19 protein-coding genes and 1 tRNA gene are annotated in these 19813 nt (G+C 56.9%); 10 read left to right on the forward strand and 10 right to left on the reverse strand.

Annotated features, from left to right (window positions below; genetic code table 11):
• The first annotated feature begins 65 nt into the window (after nucleotides 1–65).
• Together ACR0LF_RS12265 and ACR0LF_RS12270 are read left to right on the forward strand one after the other, a co-directional pair.
• Nucleotides 66–1730 carry an ABC transporter permease gene (locus ACR0LF_RS12265; protein ID WP_480577609.1) on the forward strand — a complete coding sequence of 555 codons (1665 nt, stop codon included), beginning with the start codon at nucleotides 66–68 and terminating at the stop codon, nucleotides 1728–1730.
• Between the two features lie 73 nt (nucleotides 1731–1803).
• Nucleotides 1804–2154: a DUF2794 domain-containing protein gene (locus tag ACR0LF_RS12270; RefSeq protein WP_480577612.1), complete on the forward strand. Its 351-nt coding sequence runs from the start codon at nucleotides 1804–1806 to the stop codon at nucleotides 2152–2154.
• On the opposite strand, the gene ACR0LF_RS12275 is transcribed toward ACR0LF_RS12270, so the two are convergent.
• The 3 genes from ACR0LF_RS12275 to ACR0LF_RS12285 form a co-directional block, all read right to left on the reverse strand.
• Complete coding sequence (locus ACR0LF_RS12275; RefSeq protein WP_480577615.1) at nucleotides 2151–2888, reverse strand: C40 family peptidase; 738 nt, start codon at nucleotides 2886–2888, stop codon at nucleotides 2151–2153. The genes ACR0LF_RS12270 and ACR0LF_RS12275 overlap by 4 nt on opposite strands.
• Entirely contained in the window at nucleotides 2885–4267 is a 1383-nt protein-coding gene (locus tag ACR0LF_RS12280; protein WP_480577618.1) for a leucyl aminopeptidase family protein, read from the reverse strand. Before ACR0LF_RS12280 ends, ACR0LF_RS12275 begins: the two co-directional genes overlap by 4 nt.
• 63 nt (nucleotides 4268–4330) lie before the next feature.
• Entirely contained in the window at nucleotides 4331–4720 is a 390-nt protein-coding gene (locus ACR0LF_RS12285) for a hypothetical protein (RefSeq protein WP_480577621.1), read from the reverse strand.
• A gap of 282 nt (nucleotides 4721–5002) precedes the next feature.
• Here ACR0LF_RS12285 and ACR0LF_RS12290 point away from each other — a divergent pair, with 282 nt between their 5' ends.
• Nucleotides 5003–5476 (forward strand): phosphoribosyl-AMP cyclohydrolase, encoded by a 474-nt coding sequence (locus tag ACR0LF_RS12290; RefSeq protein WP_480577624.1) that lies wholly within the window; start codon nucleotides 5003–5005, stop codon nucleotides 5474–5476.
• A 118-nt stretch (nucleotides 5477–5594) separates the two neighbouring features.
• Entirely contained in the window at nucleotides 5595–6131 is a 537-nt protein-coding gene (locus tag ACR0LF_RS12295; RefSeq protein WP_480577627.1) for an SRPBCC family protein, read from the forward strand.
• A 48-nt stretch (nucleotides 6132–6179) separates the two neighbouring features.
• On the opposite strand, the gene ACR0LF_RS12300 is transcribed toward ACR0LF_RS12295, so the two are convergent.
• A complete protein-coding gene (locus tag ACR0LF_RS12300) occupies nucleotides 6180–7112 on the reverse strand; it encodes an endonuclease/exonuclease/phosphatase family protein (protein ID WP_480577630.1) in 933 nt (310 codons plus the stop codon).
• Nucleotides 7113–7719: 607 nt separating this feature from the next.
• Here ACR0LF_RS12300 and ACR0LF_RS12305 point away from each other — a divergent pair.
• The gene (locus ACR0LF_RS12305; RefSeq protein ID WP_480577633.1) at nucleotides 7720–8073 is read left to right on the forward strand and encodes a hypothetical protein; all 354 of its coding nucleotides are present in this window, start codon (nucleotides 7720–7722) and stop codon (nucleotides 8071–8073) included.
• 167 nt (nucleotides 8074–8240) lie between these two features.
• Entirely contained in the window at nucleotides 8241–9287 is a 1047-nt protein-coding gene (locus ACR0LF_RS12310) for a linear amide C-N hydrolase (protein ID WP_480577636.1), read from the forward strand.
• Between the two features lie 257 nt (nucleotides 9288–9544).
• Here the strand turns inward: ACR0LF_RS12310 and ACR0LF_RS12315 are convergent, their stop codons facing one another.
• From ACR0LF_RS12315 to ACR0LF_RS12325, 3 genes are all read right to left on the reverse strand, one after another.
• On the reverse strand, nucleotides 9545–10567 hold the full coding sequence (locus ACR0LF_RS12315) for an aspartate-semialdehyde dehydrogenase (protein ID WP_480577640.1): 1023 nt from the start codon (nucleotides 10565–10567) through the stop codon (nucleotides 9545–9547).
• A 95-nt stretch (nucleotides 10568–10662) separates the two neighbouring features.
• Nucleotides 10663–11718 carry a glycosyltransferase family 4 protein gene (locus ACR0LF_RS12320; protein WP_480577643.1) on the reverse strand — a complete coding sequence of 352 codons (1056 nt, stop codon included), beginning with the start codon at nucleotides 11716–11718 and terminating at the stop codon, nucleotides 10663–10665.
• 19 nt (nucleotides 11719–11737) lie between these two features.
• On the reverse strand, nucleotides 11738–12910 hold the full coding sequence (locus ACR0LF_RS12325; protein WP_480577646.1) for an MFS transporter: 1173 nt from the start codon (nucleotides 12908–12910) through the stop codon (nucleotides 11738–11740).
• Between the two features lie 141 nt (nucleotides 12911–13051).
• On the opposite strand from ACR0LF_RS12325, the gene ACR0LF_RS12330 reads away from it, so the two are divergent.
• From ACR0LF_RS12330 to ACR0LF_RS12340, 3 genes are all read left to right on the forward strand, one after another.
• Entirely contained in the window at nucleotides 13052–14194 is a 1143-nt protein-coding gene (locus ACR0LF_RS12330; RefSeq protein ID WP_480577649.1) for a DUF3095 domain-containing protein, read from the forward strand.
• A gap of 305 nt (nucleotides 14195–14499) precedes the next feature.
• On the forward strand, nucleotides 14500–14934 hold the full coding sequence (gene hpaR / locus ACR0LF_RS12335) for a homoprotocatechuate degradation operon regulator HpaR (protein ID WP_480577652.1): 435 nt from the start codon (nucleotides 14500–14502) through the stop codon (nucleotides 14932–14934).
• A 608-nt stretch (nucleotides 14935–15542) separates the two neighbouring features.
• Nucleotides 15543–16241, forward strand: a complete 699-nt coding sequence (locus ACR0LF_RS12340) for a fumarylacetoacetate hydrolase family protein (protein ID WP_480577657.1) — start codon at nucleotides 15543–15545, stop codon at nucleotides 16239–16241.
• A gap of 3 nt (nucleotides 16242–16244) precedes the next feature.
• Here ACR0LF_RS12340 and ACR0LF_RS12345 read toward each other — a convergent pair whose 3' ends face one another.
• Nucleotides 16245–17459 (reverse strand): winged helix-turn-helix domain-containing protein, encoded by a 1215-nt coding sequence (locus ACR0LF_RS12345; protein WP_480578054.1) that lies wholly within the window; start codon nucleotides 17457–17459, stop codon nucleotides 16245–16247.
• A 2-nt stretch (nucleotides 17460–17461) separates the two neighbouring features.
• Complete coding sequence (locus ACR0LF_RS12350) at nucleotides 17462–18487, reverse strand: LacI family DNA-binding transcriptional regulator (RefSeq protein ID WP_480577660.1); 1026 nt, start codon at nucleotides 18485–18487, stop codon at nucleotides 17462–17464.
• A gap of 115 nt (nucleotides 18488–18602) precedes the next feature.
• Between ACR0LF_RS12350 and ACR0LF_RS12355 the strand changes: the two genes are divergently transcribed.
• A tRNA-Arg gene (locus ACR0LF_RS12355) sits at nucleotides 18603–18679 on the forward strand.
• A gap of 112 nt (nucleotides 18680–18791) precedes the next feature.
• On the opposite strand, the gene ACR0LF_RS12360 is transcribed toward ACR0LF_RS12355, so the two are convergent.
• Nucleotides 18792–19808, reverse strand: coding sequence for an Ldh family oxidoreductase (locus ACR0LF_RS12360; RefSeq protein WP_480577663.1), 1017 nt, complete (start codon nucleotides 19806–19808; stop codon nucleotides 18792–18794).
• Between the last annotated feature and the right edge of the window lie 5 nt (nucleotides 19809–19813).

Genomic DNA, 19813 nt, shown 5'->3' on the forward strand with positions numbered 1-19813 from the left:
TGTTTCCGAGCTTTTTGGTCGATTAAAGGCGAACCCTTCGCCTTTGCCAGTCACAAGCCGGGATGATGGCCGAAATCGAGTATTCACAAAACGGATCGCGCAATCGCGGCGTACGCGGCACCCGACTGCTGGCCGGAATTGCCTATTTGGTGGCTGCGGCGTGCCTGTTGCCCATGGTCGCTGTGGTGCTGGCGGCAGTGACGGGTGGGACAGACACGATCTCGCATCTGATGGAGACCGTGCTTCCCAGCTATACGGTGACGACTCTGATCCTCGTGGTTCTGGTTGCGGCAGGTACGTTTAGCATTGGCACCGGGGCGGCTTGGCTGGTGACGATGACGCGCTTTCCCGGCGTTCGGTTTCTCGAGATCGCTTTGGTTCTGCCGCTGGCCTTTCCAGCCTATGTTCTGGCCTATGCGTATACCTTCATTCTGGACCATCCGGGTATCGTTCAAAGTACTCTGCGCGATGTAACAGGCTGGGGGCCGCGCGATTACTGGTTCCCAGAGATACGCTCGACCGAGGGCGCAGCGGTCATGCTGATCCTGGTGCTTTATCCGTATGTCTACCTGCTGGCACGGGCTGCGTTCTTGCAGCAAAGTGCGACGGCGTTTCTGGCAGCGCGCGCGCTGGGCAACAATCCATGGCTGGCGTTCCGGCGTGTCTCACTGCCGATGGCGCGGCCTGCAATCGCAGGTGGCGTTCTGCTGGCCGTCATGGAGACGATTGCGGATTTTGGAACGGTCTCGTATTTCGGGGTCCAGACCTTTGCCACCGGGATTTACACCAGCTGGTTCTCGATGGCCGACCGGGCGGCGGCGGCACAGCTTGCCCTCTGCCTGTTGGTCTTTGCCCTGATCATGGCAGTGGCCGAGCGCACTCAGCGCGGCAAGGCAAAGTATTACCAGGCCGGGAAACAACATGTGGCACAACCGGCGGCACGGCTGACAGGGGTGCGCGCCTTTGGGGCTTTTCTGCTTTGCGCGATACCCGTTGTGTTCGGGTTTCTGTTGCCGGTCATCATTCTGGTAGAGATGGGGTTGGAATCGGAACAAAACCTGCTGTCGCGGCGCTATATCGGCTTTGTTCAGAATTCGCTGACCCTTGCCGGAACGGCCGCAGTCGTCACCGTTTTCGCGGCGATCTGTGTCGGGTTCTTTCAACGCCTCAGGCCCGGACGCGCGTCTTCAGCGACAGCTTATATAGCGCGGCTGGGATATGCCGTGCCCGGTGGCGTGATCGCGGTCGGTCTGATTGTACCCTTTGCGGGCTTTGACAACGCGCTGGATGCCTGGATGCGCAAGACTTTCGATGTGTCCACGGGGCTGTTGGTCACGGGATCGATCTGGCTGCTGGTCGCGGCATACATGGTACGGTTCCTTGCCGCAGCGCTCAGCGCATATGAAGGTGGTCAAAGCACGGTTCACGCCAATATGGACGCCGCTGCCCGCTCATTGGGTCAGACGCCGCTGGGCACGCTGCGGCGCGTTCACTTGCCCATTCTGACCCCGTCGCTGTTGACCGCCCTGCTGATCGTGTTCGTGGACGTGATGAAAGAGCTGCCCGCTACGCTGATCATGCGTCCGTTCAATTTCGACACATTGGCCGTACAGGCGTATCGGTTGGCGTCAGATGAAAGGTTGGAGGGTGCCGCGGTGCCGTCGCTGGTCATTCTGGCGGTGGGTTTGTTGCCCGTAATCCTGATCTGCCGTCAGGTTGGTCGACGGTAACACTTGTGTCGCAATTGTAAGACAACAGCGCATCAGGCTTGATTTAAACGCGATTTCCGGCAAGGCTGGAGGTATGAATATGCAGCCTCCCAGCCGGTTTTCGGCAAGCGCAGCGCAGATGCCCGTAGCTTTCAACCGGCATGAGATGTCTCAAATCCTATCCGTTTATGGTCGGATGGTCGCCGCCGGAGAATGGCGTGACTATGGTATTTCCAACCTGCGCGATATGGCGGTGTTTTCGATCTTCCGGCGCACCGCAGAACACCCGATTTACCGCGTCGAAAAGCATCCACGTCTCAGATCAAGGCAGGGGATGTACTCTGTCATTGGTATGGATGGCCGGATCCTGAAACGCGGCCATGATCTGCGTGCGGTTCTGCGGGTGCTGGAACGCAAGCTGATCCGGGCCGTAAACCCGGATTAGAGCCTTTTTCGGGCGGTTACGGGGCCGTCGCCCTGATCCAGAATGCGCTGGATGGCCTGATCCATTGGTTCGAATACCACCGCCATATGGCTGGCGTTCGCATGTAAAAGCATGTTGTCGCCGGAAACCCAGGCCACGTGCCCCTTCCAGAACAACAAGTCACCGCGCCTTGCTGGTTCGTCTTCGGACAAGAGCCTGCCCAAAGCATGTTCCTGATCGCCGCTGTCTCCGGGACAGGGCAGACCACAGGCCAAAAGACCTGCCTGTACCAACCCGGAACAATCGATGCCGAACCGGCTGTTGCCGCCCCACAGGTAGGGTGTGCCAAGGAACAACTCGGCCACGGCCACCGGATCTTGTGGTTTTTCCGTGATTGGCGCTGTGTGAACCTTTGGAACAAAACCCAACTCGGTCTGCACAAATCGATCCGTCTCGGCCGTGGCATGGATTTTGCTTCCGAAACTCAGTGACGCCAGATCTCGGCTTTTGAAATCCGGTGCCTCGTAGGCATGTGTCGCGGGCGCGTTGACCCTATGTGTAGCGGGCACGTCTGCCGACAGATGATCCGTTTCCAACCAGCCGCTGTATCCGTCTTTGTCCGCGACGATACGGCTCCACCCGTCTATTGTATCCGTGACCTGAACCGTGTCACCAAACAGGACCTGCCGGTCGCGAGGGCCATCCGGACTGCGTAGCAGATCGACCACGGGTGTGGAGATGCGTTTGTGGGTCATAGGTCCAACATCGCCGGCAGCGCGTTCAGTAACGCGCGCGGTCCTTGACCCAGCCCGCCTTTTGTGCGCCCGGGCTCGCTTCTGGGTTGCCAGGCATAGATGTCGAAATGGATATAGCGTTGCGTGCCCACGAACCGGCGCAGAAACAAAGCGGCGGTGATTGATCCCGCAAACCCGCCCGATGGCGCGTTGTCCAGATCTGCGATGCCCGGTTCGATCATTGTTTCGTAAGGTGCGTGAAACGGCATGCGCCAGACCGGATCTGCCGAAGCTTTTGCAGCGATGGACAGCGCAGATGCACAAGTTTCATCATCAGTGTAGAACGGAGCCAAATCAGGCCCCACGGCCACCCGAGCGGCACCGGTGAGCGTCGCCATCGAGATCACCAGATCGGGCTCCTCTTCAGCCGCAAGCGCCAGCGCATCCGCAAGCACCAGTCGCCCTTCCGCATCGGTATTGTTGATCTCAACCGTCAAACCCTTGCGCGAGGTCAAAATGTCTCCGGGGCGGAAGGCATTTCCGGCCACCGCGTTTTCGACCGCTGGGATCAGGACCCGCAGTCGCAACGGAAGGTCCAGCGCCATGATCATCCGTGCCAGCCCAAGCACATTGGCCGCGCCACCCATGTCTTTCTTCATCAGACCCATGGACGCGCCCGGTTTCAGGTTCAGCCCGCCTGTGTCGAAACACACGCCTTTGCCGACCAGCGTCAGTTTGGGGCCGCTTTTACCCCAGTTCATTTCAATCAGCCGTGGGGCCTGCTCCGCAGCCCGTCCGACCGTGTGGATCATAGGGAAATTCTGGTCCAGCAACGCGTCGCCGGTGATTACATCGCATGAGGCGTCGAATTCACCGGCCAGAGCTTCGGCCGCTTGTTGCAATTGGTTCGGTCCCATGTCCGAGGCAGGGGTGTTCACCAGATCGCGGGTCAGAACCTCGGCATTGGCCATGGCTTCGATACGGGCGGTGTCGACACCATCGGGCGCAATCAACGCCGCCGACCCACCGGATTGAGACGCGTATCGATCAAAGGTGTAGCCGGTCATCAACCAACCAAAACACTCCATCTCCAACCGGTCGGCGGGAACGCCCGACGCGATGCGATAGGTGCCTTCCGGCAGAGCCATGGCTGCAGCAGCCAAGGGAAACCGCTTGCGCGCGCGCTTTTCGTCGGTTCCATACCCGGCCAGCGCCATTTCAACCGCACCATTTCCGTTCGGCACCAGCAGAGTCTGCCCCAGTGCTGCGGTAAACCCGTTCGCGGCGACCCAGGATCGCACTGCGTCAGGTTGGTCCTGCAACCAATGGTCCAGATCCGGCTTTGCGATCACATGAAGCGGCAGGGAAGGGTCAGAGGATGGGGCAAAGGACAGGGTCATGGGTGTCTCGGCAGATGGATACTGCGCACAGACTAGCCGCGCATGATTTGCCCGCAACCCCTGTCAGACGGAAAGGTCCTGCTGATCCCAGACCGCCGTCAACGACCGTTCACCAACGCGGATCAGACGCCCTAATGTCGCGCCGGCCGCAACCGCGTCACCAGCATCGACGGTCTGGGCGACGTCGCCCGCCACCCTGGCCAGGGCCGTCATCCCAATCTGTTCAGAAATTGCGACCAGTGACTTGGCGCATTTTCGCAAGTCAGCCCACTCCCGCTGACGCCAATAGCGTTCGCAGTTTGACAGGCGCACGGCCAGTTCCTCGACCGTGCGGCACAGAACGTCCAGCGCGTTCTTGTCGCCAAGCTGTCGGTACAGCCCGCTCAGTTGATCCGGGTCCAGACGGACGGATTCCTTGTGTTCAAGCGTGATAATCATTTCCACCACATTCACCCTAGTTCAAACGCCCCCACGGCGCTGGTTTGATACTGGTGGCAAATTCCTTTGCAAAACCTTGCAAGGAAATTCGATAGTGGTTCGAATTTTCTGATAATTAATAGGGCTTTAGCAGAAAATGGGCAATCACTGTGCGACAGGTGAACCAAAGGCGTTCTTCCCCAATCTGTCAGGTGGCGCCAGGGCGTGCTTGAACCCCGCAAACAGCACCCTCTTGCTATGGCATTCACTTGCTGCCAATTACCGTGCGATACGCGCTGGACATGAAAGGACAGGACCATGCCGATAACCAACGATGAACTGGCCGCTGCCCGCAACGCTTGGGGCGAAGGGCTGATCGCCATTTCAAAAGCCTTCGAAGAAGGTGGTATCGAGGCGGCCCGCCCCGTTGCTGAAAGTGTTCTGGATGCGGCCTATGGCTATAATCTGGGATCGGTCCTGTTCAAGCCGACCATGGCCTCGGGGGATCAGACGTTCCGCCCGACACGCCACGGCGCACTGGCCTATTTCGTTGGTCATGATGCCGAGTATCCGCTGGATGGCGGGTTCGGGATCAAAGGCTGGCGAGCGATGGAAAGCGAAACGTCTGCCAGCTTTGTCGAGGGCGATGTCGCCATGTGGATGGGCAAGGTCAAGCTGACGGACAAGAACGGCAACGTCACGCAGGTCGACAAGAGTTTTGGCTACAAGAAAGACTCTGACGGAACACTTCGTATCGTTTTGCACCACTCGTCATTGCCCTATCAGCCGTGACATAGGTGGCGCGCTAGACGGCATGACCTGAAACATTTGATTGGCGCGGATCAGACCTCTGATTTCGCGCCATTTTTTGTTATGATCGGTGAATGGGCTTTTCGATCAGGGGCGCGTCATGCGATTCATTAAACGTATTGTTATCACTCTGCTTATTCTCATTCTGGCGCTGGTCGGCACGTCCTACCTGTTGCCGGGCAAGGCTGAAGTTTCACGTAGCATCACGATCGACGCACCAGCGGATGCAATCTTTCCTTATGTGAATTCGATGCAGGAAACCGAACAGTGGTCGCCCTGGCTGCACCGTGATCCTGAAACCAAACTGGCTTACTCGGGCCCTGAGGCGGGTGTTGGAAATACGCTGAACTGGGCCTCTGACCATCCGCAGGTCGGCACCGGGTCACAGGAAATCGTCGAAAGCGTGGAAAACCAACTGGTCAGAACAGCGCTGGATTTCGGCTCCATGGGGACTGCTACGGCGTCGTTTGTTCTGGAACCGGAAGGGGACGCAACCAAAGTGACCTGGGGGTTCGAATCCGATCTGGGGATGAACCCGATGTCCCGCTGGATGGGACTGATGATGGATAAGTGGGTTGGCGGTGATTATGAGCGCGGGTTGACCAATCTTAAGGCATTGGTCGAACGCCATGGCTAATTTGGCGGTGTTTTTGTGGTCAAAGCTGTGTTTCGCGTAGCGGTTCGCTTAATGAAGTGCATTTGATTCAAGCTGAAACCGGGCGAGTTTTCCGAGGTGATCCGACCCCATGAAAGGTCGCAGCTCGACCGTTCCAGTTGTTCCTTTCGGGAACAAAAGGTTGTCTATCGGCAAGGGAACTTTCCAGCTGCCAAGGCTGTGAGTGTTCAGGACGGTACCAAAACTCTGATTGTCGGCTGCTGCCGCAATTCGCTGGACGCTTTCGCCCCAGGGCACCATGTTGAAATCGCCGGCAATCAGCACCGGGCCTTCGAGTTCCCTGATCCGGTCCGCAATCACCTGGCTTTGATTGGATTGGTCGTACGGAAACGGCCATTTCAGATGAATGGACACAACCCAAACCGAACCACCGCCGGGCGTTTTAACCTGCACGCCAACAAGCCCATAGCCTTCCAGACAAAACTCGGAATTTTCGACAATTGGCAAGGTCGTCAGGATGGCAACGTTTTGTTCGGGGCGAAACTCACAGATCGCTTTTGACGGGTAATGCTCGAACATGTTGCTCATGTACTTGCGATTGTGACTGGAGACTTCCTGCAACGTCACGATCTCGGCCTTGGACCCGATGATATCTTCGGCCAGGGAATAGCGCGGCCAGGCTTTGCTCATCAGGTTTTTCTGATAGAGCGTCAGGCAGGTATCATCGCAATCGTTGGATGGTGCAGCAACACTCATCGCGATTGATCCGATGGCGACCGCGGCAAAGGCCAGCGTGGTCAATGCAAGATATCTGGCGCGTATGCACAGCAAAATCGCTGCGCAGGGCAAAAGCAAAACCCCGGCCTGCGGGCGCAGAAGGGCAATCGAGTCCCCCACGGCAAAGACCTGCCCGGTAAAGCCGATCACCACAAGCGCCATCAGAATGCACGCGCATCCGATGGTCAGGGTTCTGCCAATCCTGTGTTTGGTCGAAACGTGCATGCCCAGCCTCTGTCACCTTGTGCGGGACGCTGCCTTTGGCCTGTTCTGTCACATCTGCCGCGATCAAGGTTTGGCATTTAGGTGGCAAGTGCGCCTGCCTTTGTCAACGGGTTAGGGCGGAAAGTGCCGTGTTCGGGGTTGTGCCATTGCGCAGGTAATTTTTGCGTTTTGGCGGATACGCTCAATGAACCCAAAGGTTCTGGTAGAGAGGCAGGGATAATTGGCGGTCCATCTGTCTAGACTGCTGAAGGTCCGGATGGAGTCATTTTTGACACGAAATGCAAACTTGGCCAACGTCCGCAAACGGAAGAAACCGGTGGCGCACGACTGACCCTTCCGGTGCTATGAAACCTGAGATCGCTGAGCAACTTTCATCTGCTGACGCATTGTCACGCATTGATTGTTTAAATTTTCCATTCCGAAACTCAGAACAGTAAAACATGTCTGCTTCCGTCATCCGCGAATACTGGAATTTTACGCGGCGTCAAATCGTCGAAATCGTTCTTATAACATTTCCGTGATTGCTTATGTGAGCACTGTTCAGAGAAAGGCCAATCTGAACGCTTATCTCTCAGGCCAAAATCCATAGATTGGAAGGGAAGCGATCATGAAAAAACTCGTTCTCGTTGCGGTACTTGGCTTAACCGCTTGCACTCAGTACCCCATGCAGAAGCCGCTTGCAGTTGATGGCACAAGAAATGCGAATTTTTTTCTGGACGAAGCAGATTGCACTGCTCTGGCCGTAAACTATCAATCCGGTAAAAGGGCAATGGATACTACATTCGGTGCAATCGACGGTGCACTCACCGGTGCCATGATTGGAGATGGGTATGACGCTCTGGGTGGGGCAGTCGCTGGTGGGATTCTTGGCTCTGTCAAAGGTCAATACAATGACGAGTTGGTCCAGCGCCAGGTTCTGGTGAATTGCATGCAAGCCCGTGGGCACGGCGTTATTGGATAAGGGTGTCGAAGTCAGTTTGTTGATGCAAACCGTCAGTGTCACGCTGTTAATGTAAGCCCTGAAAGCATGTCACAGGGCTTATAGACAGTTTCTGTGCGACTTTCGAAAAATTGAAGCACCCGATCTTCCTGTATGTCGACATTCGAAACACACTATGGGGTTCAAAAATGAAAATTCTTTCTCGAAAACTATTTGCTGGGATCTGCAGTATCTGCGCTGTATCTGCAATGGCAGTTTCTGCCGATGCTTGCACTCGGTTACTCTACAAAACTGGAGCGGACAATTTCATCACGGCCAGAAGTATGGATTGGTTCGAGGATGTAGGATCAGATTTCTGGGCGTTCCCCAAAGGTATGAAACGGGACGGAGGTCTGGGAGAAGGTTCCATTGAGTGGGTTTCCAAATATGGATCTATCACCTTGTCAGGTTATGACATTGGCACCGTCGACGGCATGAACGAAGCGGGGCTTGTAGCTAACCTGCTTTATTTGGCGGAAGCCGATTACGGTGAAGCAGAAGGTAAGCCAATGCTGTCCGTCGGTGCCTGGGCGCAATATGCACTCGACAATTTCGCGACGGTCGCGGAGGCGGTTGAAGGCTTGTCGGCACAGCCATTCACTATGGTAGCTCCGCGCCTTCCCAATGGCCACGAAGCCGGCTTGCATCTTTCGTTGTCTGACAAAAGCGGGGATTCCGCGATCTTCGAATACGTGGAGGGCGAGCTCATTGTGCATCACGGTGGCGAATATCGCGTCATGACAAACTCTCCTACCTATGATGAGCAACTTGCTTTGACCGCCTATTGGGATCAGGTCGGCGGCCTTTCTATGTTGCCGGGCACCAATCGCGCGGCAGATCGTTTTACACGAGCAGATTTTTATCTCGATACAGTACCTGAGTTCAAAGATCCCCGAATGGCGACCGCAGCCGCCTTTTCGATCATCCGCAATGTTTCGGTTCCACTCGGAATTACTGACCCTGATGCGCCGAACCTCGCAACGACGGTTTGGCGTTCCGTCGCAGACCATGAAAGCGGAAGATATTACTTTGAGTCGGCTATAAGCCCCAATGTTTATTGGGTTGAAATCAACAAACTTGATCTTTCAGAGGGCGGTGAACCTCAAAAGCTGGAACTAAAAGGGCATCCAATTCTGGCGGGCGATGTCTCAGATAAATTTGCACCTGCTGAGCCGTTTAGGTGGCTTGCACCTTAGGTGCGCGCTTTATGATGCCAAGCGAGTTTCCTCCGCGTTGGCTCGATGACTAAGGTTGGGAGTAAGTGCAGGAAATTGAGCTACTAAGTGGAATAGTGAAGTAGCCGAATAGATGGTGGGTCTGAAAGCGGCCATTCGCTTCATTAGCTTTAACGTCAGCATTGCTGCACAAAGTTGGCTTTCTTACAAAAATCAAAACAACCCGCTGACAAAACAGCGGGTTTCTTGTTTTCTAATCCTTGAAGAATGTCGGCCTGTCAGCCCTTTTTCAGAACTTCTCGGCCCAGCAATTCGGCAATCTGTACCGCGTTCAGGGCCGCGCCCTTGCGCAGGTTGTCCGACACGCACCACAGGTTCAAACCATTCTCGATGGTCGAATCCTGACGGATACGGCTGATGAACGTGGCGAAATCGCCCGCGCATTCGATGGGCGAGACGTAGCCGCCAGCTTCGCGCTTGTCGATCACCATGATGCCTGGTGCCTCGCGCAGGATGTCGCGGGCTTCGTCTTCGTCCAGGAATTCTTCGAACTCGATGTTCACGGCCTCGGAATGGCCGACGAAAACCGGGACGCGGACGCAGGTTGCGGTGACCTTGATCGACGGATCGACGATCTTCTTGGTCTCGATAACCATTTTCCACTCTTCCTTGGTCGAGCCGTCTTCCATGAAGACGTCGATCTGTGGAATGACGTTGAAGGCGATCTGTTTCTGGAATTTCTTCGGCTCAACCTCGGTCGTGGGGTTGTAGATCGCCTTGGTCTGATCCCACAGCTCATCCATGCCGTCCTTACCGGCACCCGAAACCGACTGATAGGTCGACACGACGACGCGCTTGATCTTGGCGCGGTCATGCAACGGCTTCAGCGCCACAACCATCTGCGCGGTCGAGCAGTTGGGGTTGGCGATGATGTTCTTGTTTTTGTAGTCGTGGATCGCCTCGGGGTTGCACTCCGGCACGATCAGCGGAATGTCCGGGTCGTAGCGATAGAGCGACGAGTTATCGATCACCACACAACCAGCCGCAGCCGCCTTAGGGCCATAGGTCTTGGTCGCGTCCGAGCCGATGGCGAACAGCGCCATGTCCCAGCCGGAGAAGTCGAAAGTGTCGATGTCCTGGGTCGTCAATGTCTTGTCGCCAAAGCTTACCTCGGTGCCCAGCGAACGACGGCTTGCCAGAGCGGCAATTTCATCGACCGGGAACTGGCGTTCCGCCAGGATGTTCAGCATTTCGCGGCCCACGTTACCCGTGGCGCCGGCGACAACGACGCGATAGCCCATTTCATGTCTCCAAAGTTAAGGACGCGCGTTCATAGCTGCGTTGCGGCAAAGAAAAAAGGGCTTTCACAGGCGAATTGATCGAATTGACGTCGATTTTAATCGGAATGCCCTGTTTCGCCTGTATCCAGCAAAGACCTATAGACCTGCACGATGGCTTCGGCCTCTCCTTCGATTCGAAAATCCTTTTCGATATGCTTTCTGGCGGCCCGACCGGACTGGGCCAGATTGTCAGGATTGCTCAGCATCTGATCCAGCGCTTCGGCCAGCGCTGCTGCGTTGTCTTTTTCGATCAAACGGCCGGTTTCCCCGTCCTTGATCTGAGCGCTGAAGGCTCCGACGCCGTCGCAGGCGATTGCTGGGACGCCTGAGGCCATCGCCTCAAGCGGGGTCAGGCCGAAGCCTTCGTGACGGGCCGGGGCCACAAACAGATCCAGCGCGCGGTAGGTTTCGACAATTTCCTCCCAGGGGCGCTCGCCCAGGAAATGCACACGCTCCGACAATCCGGCCGCGTTGAGTTTGGCCTCTTGTTCCTGTTGGAACGTTTCAAACTCTTTTGTGGCGCGCCCGGTAAAGACAATGCTGGCGTCGGGATGGTTTGGCAGGACTTCGATCGCCGCATCCACCAAGAGATCGACACCCTTTTGTGGCCGAATACGCCCGAAACACCCGATCAAAGTCCCATCAGGCAGCCCCAGTTTTTGCCGTAGCGCTGATTTGCCCTTGGCCGGATGAAACAATTCAGTGTTCACACCATGCATGATGACGGTTGCGGGATGTTCGAGAAAGGACGCGGCTTGGGGTGTCGTGGCGATCAGCGCGTCCATTCTCGAGATCAGCCATTTGGTGAAACCAGAGTGATTACGCTGTGCGGCCGAAGTGAACAACAGCTTCAGATTGCGTCGCAGCACGTTTTTCAGAAACAGCCCCATCAGCATTTCGGTATTGCGGCGAGCGTGCCAGACCCGGGTTGTCCGGTTCGATAGGAATGGAATTTTGATCAGTCTGATATGGGGCAGGTCATCAGGCAGGCCGGGTCCGGTGGCGACGATCCCGATCAAGTGCTTCTGGATCGGCAGCAGGCGTATGACGGTTGTGGTGACGCCGGACAGGCTGTGTTTCAGGTTTGGCGCTATAACCTCGATATCCTGCACAGTTTGCTCCGTAATTGCCTCAATCCACACTATCCCGGCTGAATAGATAGATCACGCATCCTATGGCAAGGGTTATGGCAAAAAACCCGAATATCGCCGTGTAGGGCGCGGTCGGCCCAGCTTCAACAGAGGCGGCGTGAATGCGGCCGGTGACAAACTGGGCGATGCCGACACCGCCGATCCCGAAAAGATTCAACAGGGTCACACCCCGGCCCACCAGATGCGGCGGCACGAAGGCCCGACCATGGGCCATGATGACCGGAAAGCTGGCTCCGACAAAGCCGATGACAGCCAACAGCAGAACGGACAACCATATGGCATTGTCAATCCACAGGCACAGTAGGGTCAGTGAAACAGCGCCCAGCGCATTCCCTGCGAAGATCACCCACTTGCGGGTGCCGAAAACACGATCCAACGGTCCGTAGACAAAGGTACCGGCAATCATGGCGGACCCCATGATCAGTGTTGCAGTGCCGATCTGAGTCGTGTTCAGACCAAAGAAATCGTTCAGATAGGGACCCGCCCAAAGCCCGCGCAGGGCGGCTGAGGGTGCGTAGGCCACCAGCATCAGGGGCATGATCAGCCAAAGAGCAGGCTCTTTCAGAAGATCCAGCAGCGACCCTTTGTGTTCCGTCTCGACCTTGGCGGGGTCGCGTACGCTCAGCCAGATCCCCAAGGCAATTACGGCAGATACCGTGGCCAACCCGATCATCGTTGCGCGCCACCCCATCCACTCAACGGCAAGCGCGGTTGGGTAAGAGGCTACCAGATTGCCCACCGAGCCGACCCCCAGCATGACGGCGGCCAATGTGGCGAACCGGGCCGGAGGGTATTCGCGGGCAAAGATGAAATACGATGCCATCAGGACCGGAGAGCACCCGACGCCTATCAGACCCATAGCGACGCTGACATGCAAAGGTGAGGTCGCTGCGGCGAAAATCGCAGCCCCTCCTGCGCCGCCAACTAGAAGCAGCGCCGCTGCAGTCAACCGGGGGCCGACCCTGTCCAGTGCCCAGCCGACCGGGATCTGCATTGCTGCAAACACCAGAAACCAAAGACCCGACGCAAAGGCCAGATCCTCGGGCGTCGCGCCGATATCACGTTCAAGGTCCAGGCTGAGAACGGCCAGAAACGCACGGAAGAACTGACTGAGCACATAGCCCAGGCATAAAACCACCAAACCCGTCTGCATTTCCTGCCCCTTTTCCGCTCATCCGAAAGGAACGCTTGGCATGTCATGATGCAACGCACAAGCATGTGTATTATGTTTCAGAAAGCGGACTCGGGCCGCATTCCATCTATCTTAGCCAGATGATTGATTTCGAGGGGGAAAATGAAAGACCTCCATTCTGCGTTTTATGAAAACCTTCCCCTGTTGCGGGATTTTACGCTGTTGGCAGACCCGGCGCAGTTTTCGACTGTGCCGGACGATTGGTTTCTGGGTGTTGCGGATATTGTTGATTCAACGGGTGAAATCGCGAGGGGCAGGTACAAGACCGTCAACACTGTTGGGGCCGCCGTAATCTCGGCGATGATTAACGCGATGGGCGGCAAGCTGTTTCCCTATGTCTTTGGCGGTGATGGAGCGGCGTTTGCCGTCCCTCCCAGTGGCGTTGAAGCGGCCCGGGAAACCCTGGCAGCCTTGCGGCGCTGGGCGGAAGAAGAGTTTTCCATGCCTTTGCGTGCGGCGTTGGTGTCTGTCGCAGAGATTCGAAGGGTGGGCAGGGATCTGCGTGTTGCCCGCTTTGCACCGTCGTCCGGGGTGGATTACGCCATGTTCTCGGGCGGCGGGTTGGCCTGGGCCGAGGCTGAGATGAAAGCGGGCCACCATATGATTGCGCCAGCCGAGCCAGGTGTGCAGCCGGACCTGACGGGCCTGTCGTGTAGATGGTCCAACAGCCCGGCGCGGCATGGTCAGATCGTTTCGCTGGTCATCGAACCGACCGCCTCGGCAACTGAACGTGACTTTGCCGATCTGGCACAATCCGTTTTGTCAGCGTCTGAAGAACTGGAACGCGCAGGCCATCCGGTGCCGGAAAATGGCCCGCCCATGAGGTGGCCTCCGCCTGGGCTCGAAATCGACGCGCATGTTTCGCGCGAAGGGCGGCGTTTGGCGCTGCACAAGCTCTTCTTGCTGGTTCAGAACCTGTTGATCGCGATCCTGTTCAAGATCGGTAAGCGCCTTGGGCAGTTCGAGCCCGATCATTACAGGAAAATGGTCAGCAGCAATGCTGATTTCCGCAAATTCGATGACGGTCTGAAGATGACACTGGATTGTGATCCAGCCACTTTGCGACAGATCAAACATATGCTGCAAGAGGCCCGTGGGCGCGGCAAAATTCGATACGGGCTACATGTGCAAGACGAGGCCATGATGACATGTTTTGTCCCGTCCGCCACGCGGGATGACCACGTACACTTCGTGGACGGAGCGTCGGGTGGGTACGCTCAGGCAGCTGCGGCTATGGATCGATAAACGCGTATCGAGGCCGTCAAACTGTATTTTCCCTGCATTAGAGACTGAATATGCGATTTTACGATGCACAAGTCTGAAATCCTCCGCTTTTGAACCGTCAGGTGCGCAGCGATGGCGACCTGGACCATGAACGCATCATCATTTTTGGGTTCATTTGTTCGGCGTGACCCAGCCTTTTCTGGTGAGTGTGATGGCTGAATATGACACTTCGCGCATGGTTTTTTCACCTGGCGCAGTGGTTTGAAACCGTAACCCTTCCGGTGGGTTCCCTTGCGTAAAGCACGGATTTCGGCGATAATTTTCATATGACCGACGACATCCCACTGACGTCGCGATCTTTGCCCATTGCGCTTTTACGGGCGCGGGAAAAGGTTATGGGACCCATCCGAGCAATGCTGGCCAACGCTGGCGTCACTGAACAGCAGTGGCGCGTGCTACGTGTATTGATCGAAGAAGGCCCGCAGGAGCCGACGCATATTGCTGATCGTGCCTGTCTGTTGTTGCCCAGCCTGACCCGCATTTTGCAAAAGCTGGAACATCGTGGATTGATCACGCGGCGCTGCCATCCGGCGGACCGCCGCCGCCAGATTGTCGAGATTGCTGAGGGCGGAGTTCAGATCATACGCGCCAACCTGGCCGTCAGCCTGGCACAGGCCGAACGCATTCGCTCCAATCTGGGGTCGGAGAAGCATGAACTGTTGCTGGATCTTCTGAACGAACTGAAAGACCTGGATACCTGATATCGATCGCGATCCGAGGCATTTTTCGCCAGAACCCCGCCGGAAACTTTAGGGGGTATCTCCGGCGGGGCGGCCAGACTCGGACTGGTTGTTGGGCCTGGCCTGAGGCCGGTTGCGTCAGGTTTGACCTGACGGTCCGGCCTGCGCATCGGAGTATTTGGCGAGCCGAAAATGTGGCTCTGACTAGGGTTTTTCTGCCCTTGGGGGAAGGGCCATGCACCTATGCTCTCCGAAACAGACTTTGGCAATTTCCGATCGTTACATGGGTCCGCAAGTGGTTTTCTCGCGTCACCTTGGTCACTTATGGTGCCAAGGGCGCGGTATTGCTGTCTTCGCATCTCATAAGATGGATGCGTCAAACCAGTCCTTTTCAGTACCTAGCCCGACATTCGTCTGAGCCAAGTGTTAACCCGATTTGTTTGTGCCTTGATGCGTCCATAAAGACGAATATGCACTTGTTTTGATACGGCGGTTTTCTCTCAGGTCAGAATTGAGCAGGTTCGCGCTGAAACAACTCTTGGATGGTGGCGAAATCCAGCGCGCTTTCCCGGCTTGCTGACTGTTCTGGCAGGCGTAAGATGACGGCAAAGCAATATTCAGGATCCAACATGTCGAACAGTCTGTTTTCCCTTCCCGATCCAATCACCATCCCCTTCGTCGGCGAGCCCGCGGGCTATCCTGTTGGGCGTATTTTCTGCGTAGGCCGAAACTATGCGGCCCATGCCGCCGAGATGGGGAATGAGGTGGATCGCGAAGCACCGTTCTATTTCACCAAGTCCGCACCAAACGCGATCCTCTCCGGAGCGACCGTCCCGTATCCAGCCGGGACCGAGAATTACCATCACGAGATGGAACTGGCATTGGCGATTGGAAAGCCAGTGTTTCGAGCCACCCGAGCGCAGGCGTGGGATGCTGTCTACGCCTATGGCTGTGCGCTTGATATGACCCGCCGCGACCTGCAAATCCGCGAGCGAAACAAGCAGCGACCCTGGGATCTGGGCAAAGACGTCGAAAACGGAGCAGTTTTTGCTCCACTGACCCCTGCTGCTGATTGGTCTCCGGACGACAACAAACACATCCGCCTCAGTGTAAACGGCGAACTGCGCCAGGACGCGACGCTGGAAGAACTGATCTGGAAGATCGACGAAATCGTTGTGCACCTGTCCGGTTTCTACCATCTGCGCCCCGGTGATCTGATCCTGACCGGTACACCTGCGGGCGTAGGCCCGGTTGTGGCAGGGGATGTTCTGACTGGTGAAATCGACGGGCTGGAGCCGATCCAACTCACGATCTCTGGCGCCGAATAGACCCTATTTAGGGTCTTTCAGCCAGTCATTTGCGAACTCGACATCGGTGACGCCGGCCAGTCGACGCACCCTGTCCAACTCGGCATTCAGACGGCGGGTGCGAGCGTCAGACCAACGCACCCCGCGTTCGGGCCAGAGTGCTTTGACATGCAACAGGTTACGATCGCGATGCGCTTTCATATCGATCCGGCCAACCAGACGGTCTCCTTCGAGCAGCGGGAAGACGTAATAGCCATAGGTGCGCTTGGCCTCGGGTACAAAGACCTCGATGCGATAGTGAAAGCCAAACAACCGCTCGGCCCGGTTCCGGTCACGCAGCATCGGGTCGAACGGGCTGAGAACACGGATGCGGCCGGGCGGTTGCGGTAAGTCGGTCACCTGATCCAGCAATCCCGGGCGTGCAAAAGTTTTACGCAGGCGTCCGTCGGCGCAGGTAACCTCGATTTCTTCAATGTCGCCATCTGCCAGCGCCCGGGCGCACCAGTTCTTCGCCTCTGTTGTGCTGACCGTGTCCCAGAACGCAGCCAATTCGCCGGACGTTGCAAAACCCAACCGGTCCAACGCTGCATTGCACAGCCAATCGACGGTCGCCTCGGCATCACAGGGCATATTGCCGGGACACAGCCGGGTTTCAATCACCCGTTCGGTCAGATCATAGCGTTTCTGGAACCCTTCCCGCCCCACAACGGTTAAAGCACCCGAACGCCATAGAAACTCCAGAGCGGTTTTCGACGGATGCCAATCCCACCATCCGCCCGAGCCCTTCTTTTCATCCTTGCCGACGTCGGAAGAGGATACCGGACCGTGGTCCCGAATGTGTTGCAAAACCGTTTCGAACTGCTGTTCAAACCCATCCCGCCGCCAGTTTTTCCATCGCGCTTTCAGCAAGTCCGCATCGCGTTGAAAGCGCAGGTGCCAGTGTTGGTAGTACGACATCGGAATCACGGCTGCATCATGCGTCCAGTGCTCAAACAGCGCTTTTTCCCTTTCATAGAGCCTTTTCAGGTTTGCACTGCGATAAGAAGGCCTGCGTGAAAACAGGATCATGTCATGAGCGCGGGCGACCGTGTTAATGCTGTCGAGCTGAACGAAACCTAGCCGCTGGATCAGGTCCAGAAGCTCATCACCTTTAGCCGCGCCCGAAGGTTGTTCGGCCAATGCATGTCGATCCATGAAAATGGCTCGGGCCGCGCGGTTGTCGAGCCGTTTCAGGGACACGCTCATCGCCGTTTCAGAGTGTCGCCAAAGCTGATTTTGGGGGTCAGGGTCACGCGCGTCTCGATCTCGGACTCCGGATCTTTTAGGCGTTCGGCGATGATCTGAGCGGCTTGTCGGCCGATATCCAAACGGCAGGCGTCCATCGTCGCCAGTTTACGTGGCAGGCCCTGCAAAAGTTCAACGTTATTGAACCCGGCCAGCCCGATCTGACCCGGAATATCCACGCCCTGTTCCAGCAGGTACAGCAGACCGCCGGCACCGATCATATCATTGGAATAATATAGAAAATCCAATTCAGGCGAACGTTCCAGCATGGCCTGCGTCATCTCACGCCCCTTGGCCAAGGCAGATCCGCCGGAATAGAACTCGCGATCCTCGATCTCGATCCCGTGTTTGCCCAGCACCTCGGTAAAGCCTTCAAAGCGCTTCCGGGCGCGGTGGTCCAGAGGCATCTTGGTGCCCATGAACCCGATATGCTGATACCCGGCCTTCAGGATCGCCTGCGCCATCTCGCGCCCGGCGCGGCGGTGTGAGATTCCCACCATCGCGTCCACCGGTTTGCCGTCAGTGTCCATGATCTCGACCACGGGAATGCCTGCCGAATCCAGCATTGCGCGGGCGGCGTCAGTGTGTTCGAGCCCAGCGATGATAACGCCCGAAGGCCGCCACGAGAGCATCTCGTACAGCACCTTTTCCTCTTTCTCGGGCAGGTAATCCGTGACGCCAACCACGGGTTGCAGTTCGGTATCTTCCAATACCTGATTGATGCCGGTCATCACCTCGGGAAACACCATGTTCGAAAGCGACGGGATGATCACCGCAACCAGATTGACCCGACTGGAGGCCAGCGCGCCTGCGATCTTGTTGGGGACATATCCCAGCTCTTTGGCGGCGGCGAGAACGCGGGTGCGGGTGGCGTCGGACACATCCCCCCGGTTACGCAGAACCCGGCTTACCGTCATCTCGGATACTCCGGAAGCCTCGGACACATCGCGGAGGGTAAGCGGGCGTTTGGTTTCACTGTTCACGGGAGGCACCTGCGTTGTTGTTTTGTCCGATGGTAGCGTGAACAGGTCTGCGTGTACAACAATTGTGCAAAGCCGATGACAACCCGGAAAATCCCGGTTACAGAAGGCGAAGCGCGGCCCCGTGGCTCAACTGGATAGAGCAGCCCCCTCCTAAGGGGCAGGTTGCAGGTTCGAATCCTGCCGGGGTCGCCAATGTATGTCTTCCTTGTTGGCGTGACAGTTTTTTGTGGGGTGGTAGCGCGTGCAATGCATATTGCCACAAAGCAGTCACCTGATTGCTGCGCTCAAACTGAGGGGGGGGGCGTTAGCCTGCCCCCACAATTCCTTCGATCTTTGCCAAAGTTGCAGAGTTCACCGCGACACCGGACTCGCTGGACGACAAGCGGCTCTTGCGACGGCCGTCGCCGGGCAGATGCGCGCCATCCTGAGCTCTGATCGATTCAACCAGATCTGTCATTGCACCGGTAAACAAGCCGTCGGACGATACTGTGGGATCAATCGCGATGAAAAATTGCCCTGTCTTTGGCGGTCCTCCGGCAGTTCCTGAAAAGGGCGATGCGTTCAATCCAAGTGTTGATCCCGTCAGGGCAGCGGCCATGACTTCGGTCAGCAAAGCGATACCCACGCCTTTGTACCCACCGGACGGGGCCATGCTGCCCTTTAGGCCAATGTTAGGGTCTGTTGTCGGGTTCCCGTCAGCATCCAGCGCCCATCCGACCGGAATGGCTTTGCCTTCCCTTGCGTGTTTCATGACCTCGCTTTTTGCGATGGTGCTGGCGCTTTGGTCGATCAGCAGGGCTGGCTGCCCGTCTGTACCCGGTGCCGCAATGGAGAACGGATTGGTGCCCACAACGGGCTTCGATCCGCCCGACGGTGCAATCGAGGCGGGGGCATTGGTGAACCCAAGACCAACCAGTCCCGCCTGCGCCAATCGATAGGTGTGATAGCCGAGAACACCGCAGTTGTAGCTGTTGGTAATTGCCAACGCAGCGATGCCTTGTTCGCGCGCCGCAGGGATCAATGCCTCAAACCCCAGATCAATGGCCGAATGCGCGAAACCGGTCGCGGCGTCGACACGGATAAGGCCGGGGCGCGGGGTTTCAAGCGTTGGTTTCGCCTGACCATCAACCTTGCCGCATTGCACATGTTCACAGTAGATCGGGATATAAGCCAAACCGTGGCTGGCCACCCCATCTGCCTCGGTCGCGGCCGTGGCGACGGCCAGAGGGCGGGCGTTCTCTTCGCTTGTGCCAGCGGCGATCAGAGCGTTGAACGACAGCTCTTCGATTTCGGCAAGCGAAAGTGTTTTGGTCTCGGTCATCGGGT

The organism is Ruegeria sp. E8, from assembly GCF_056533985.1.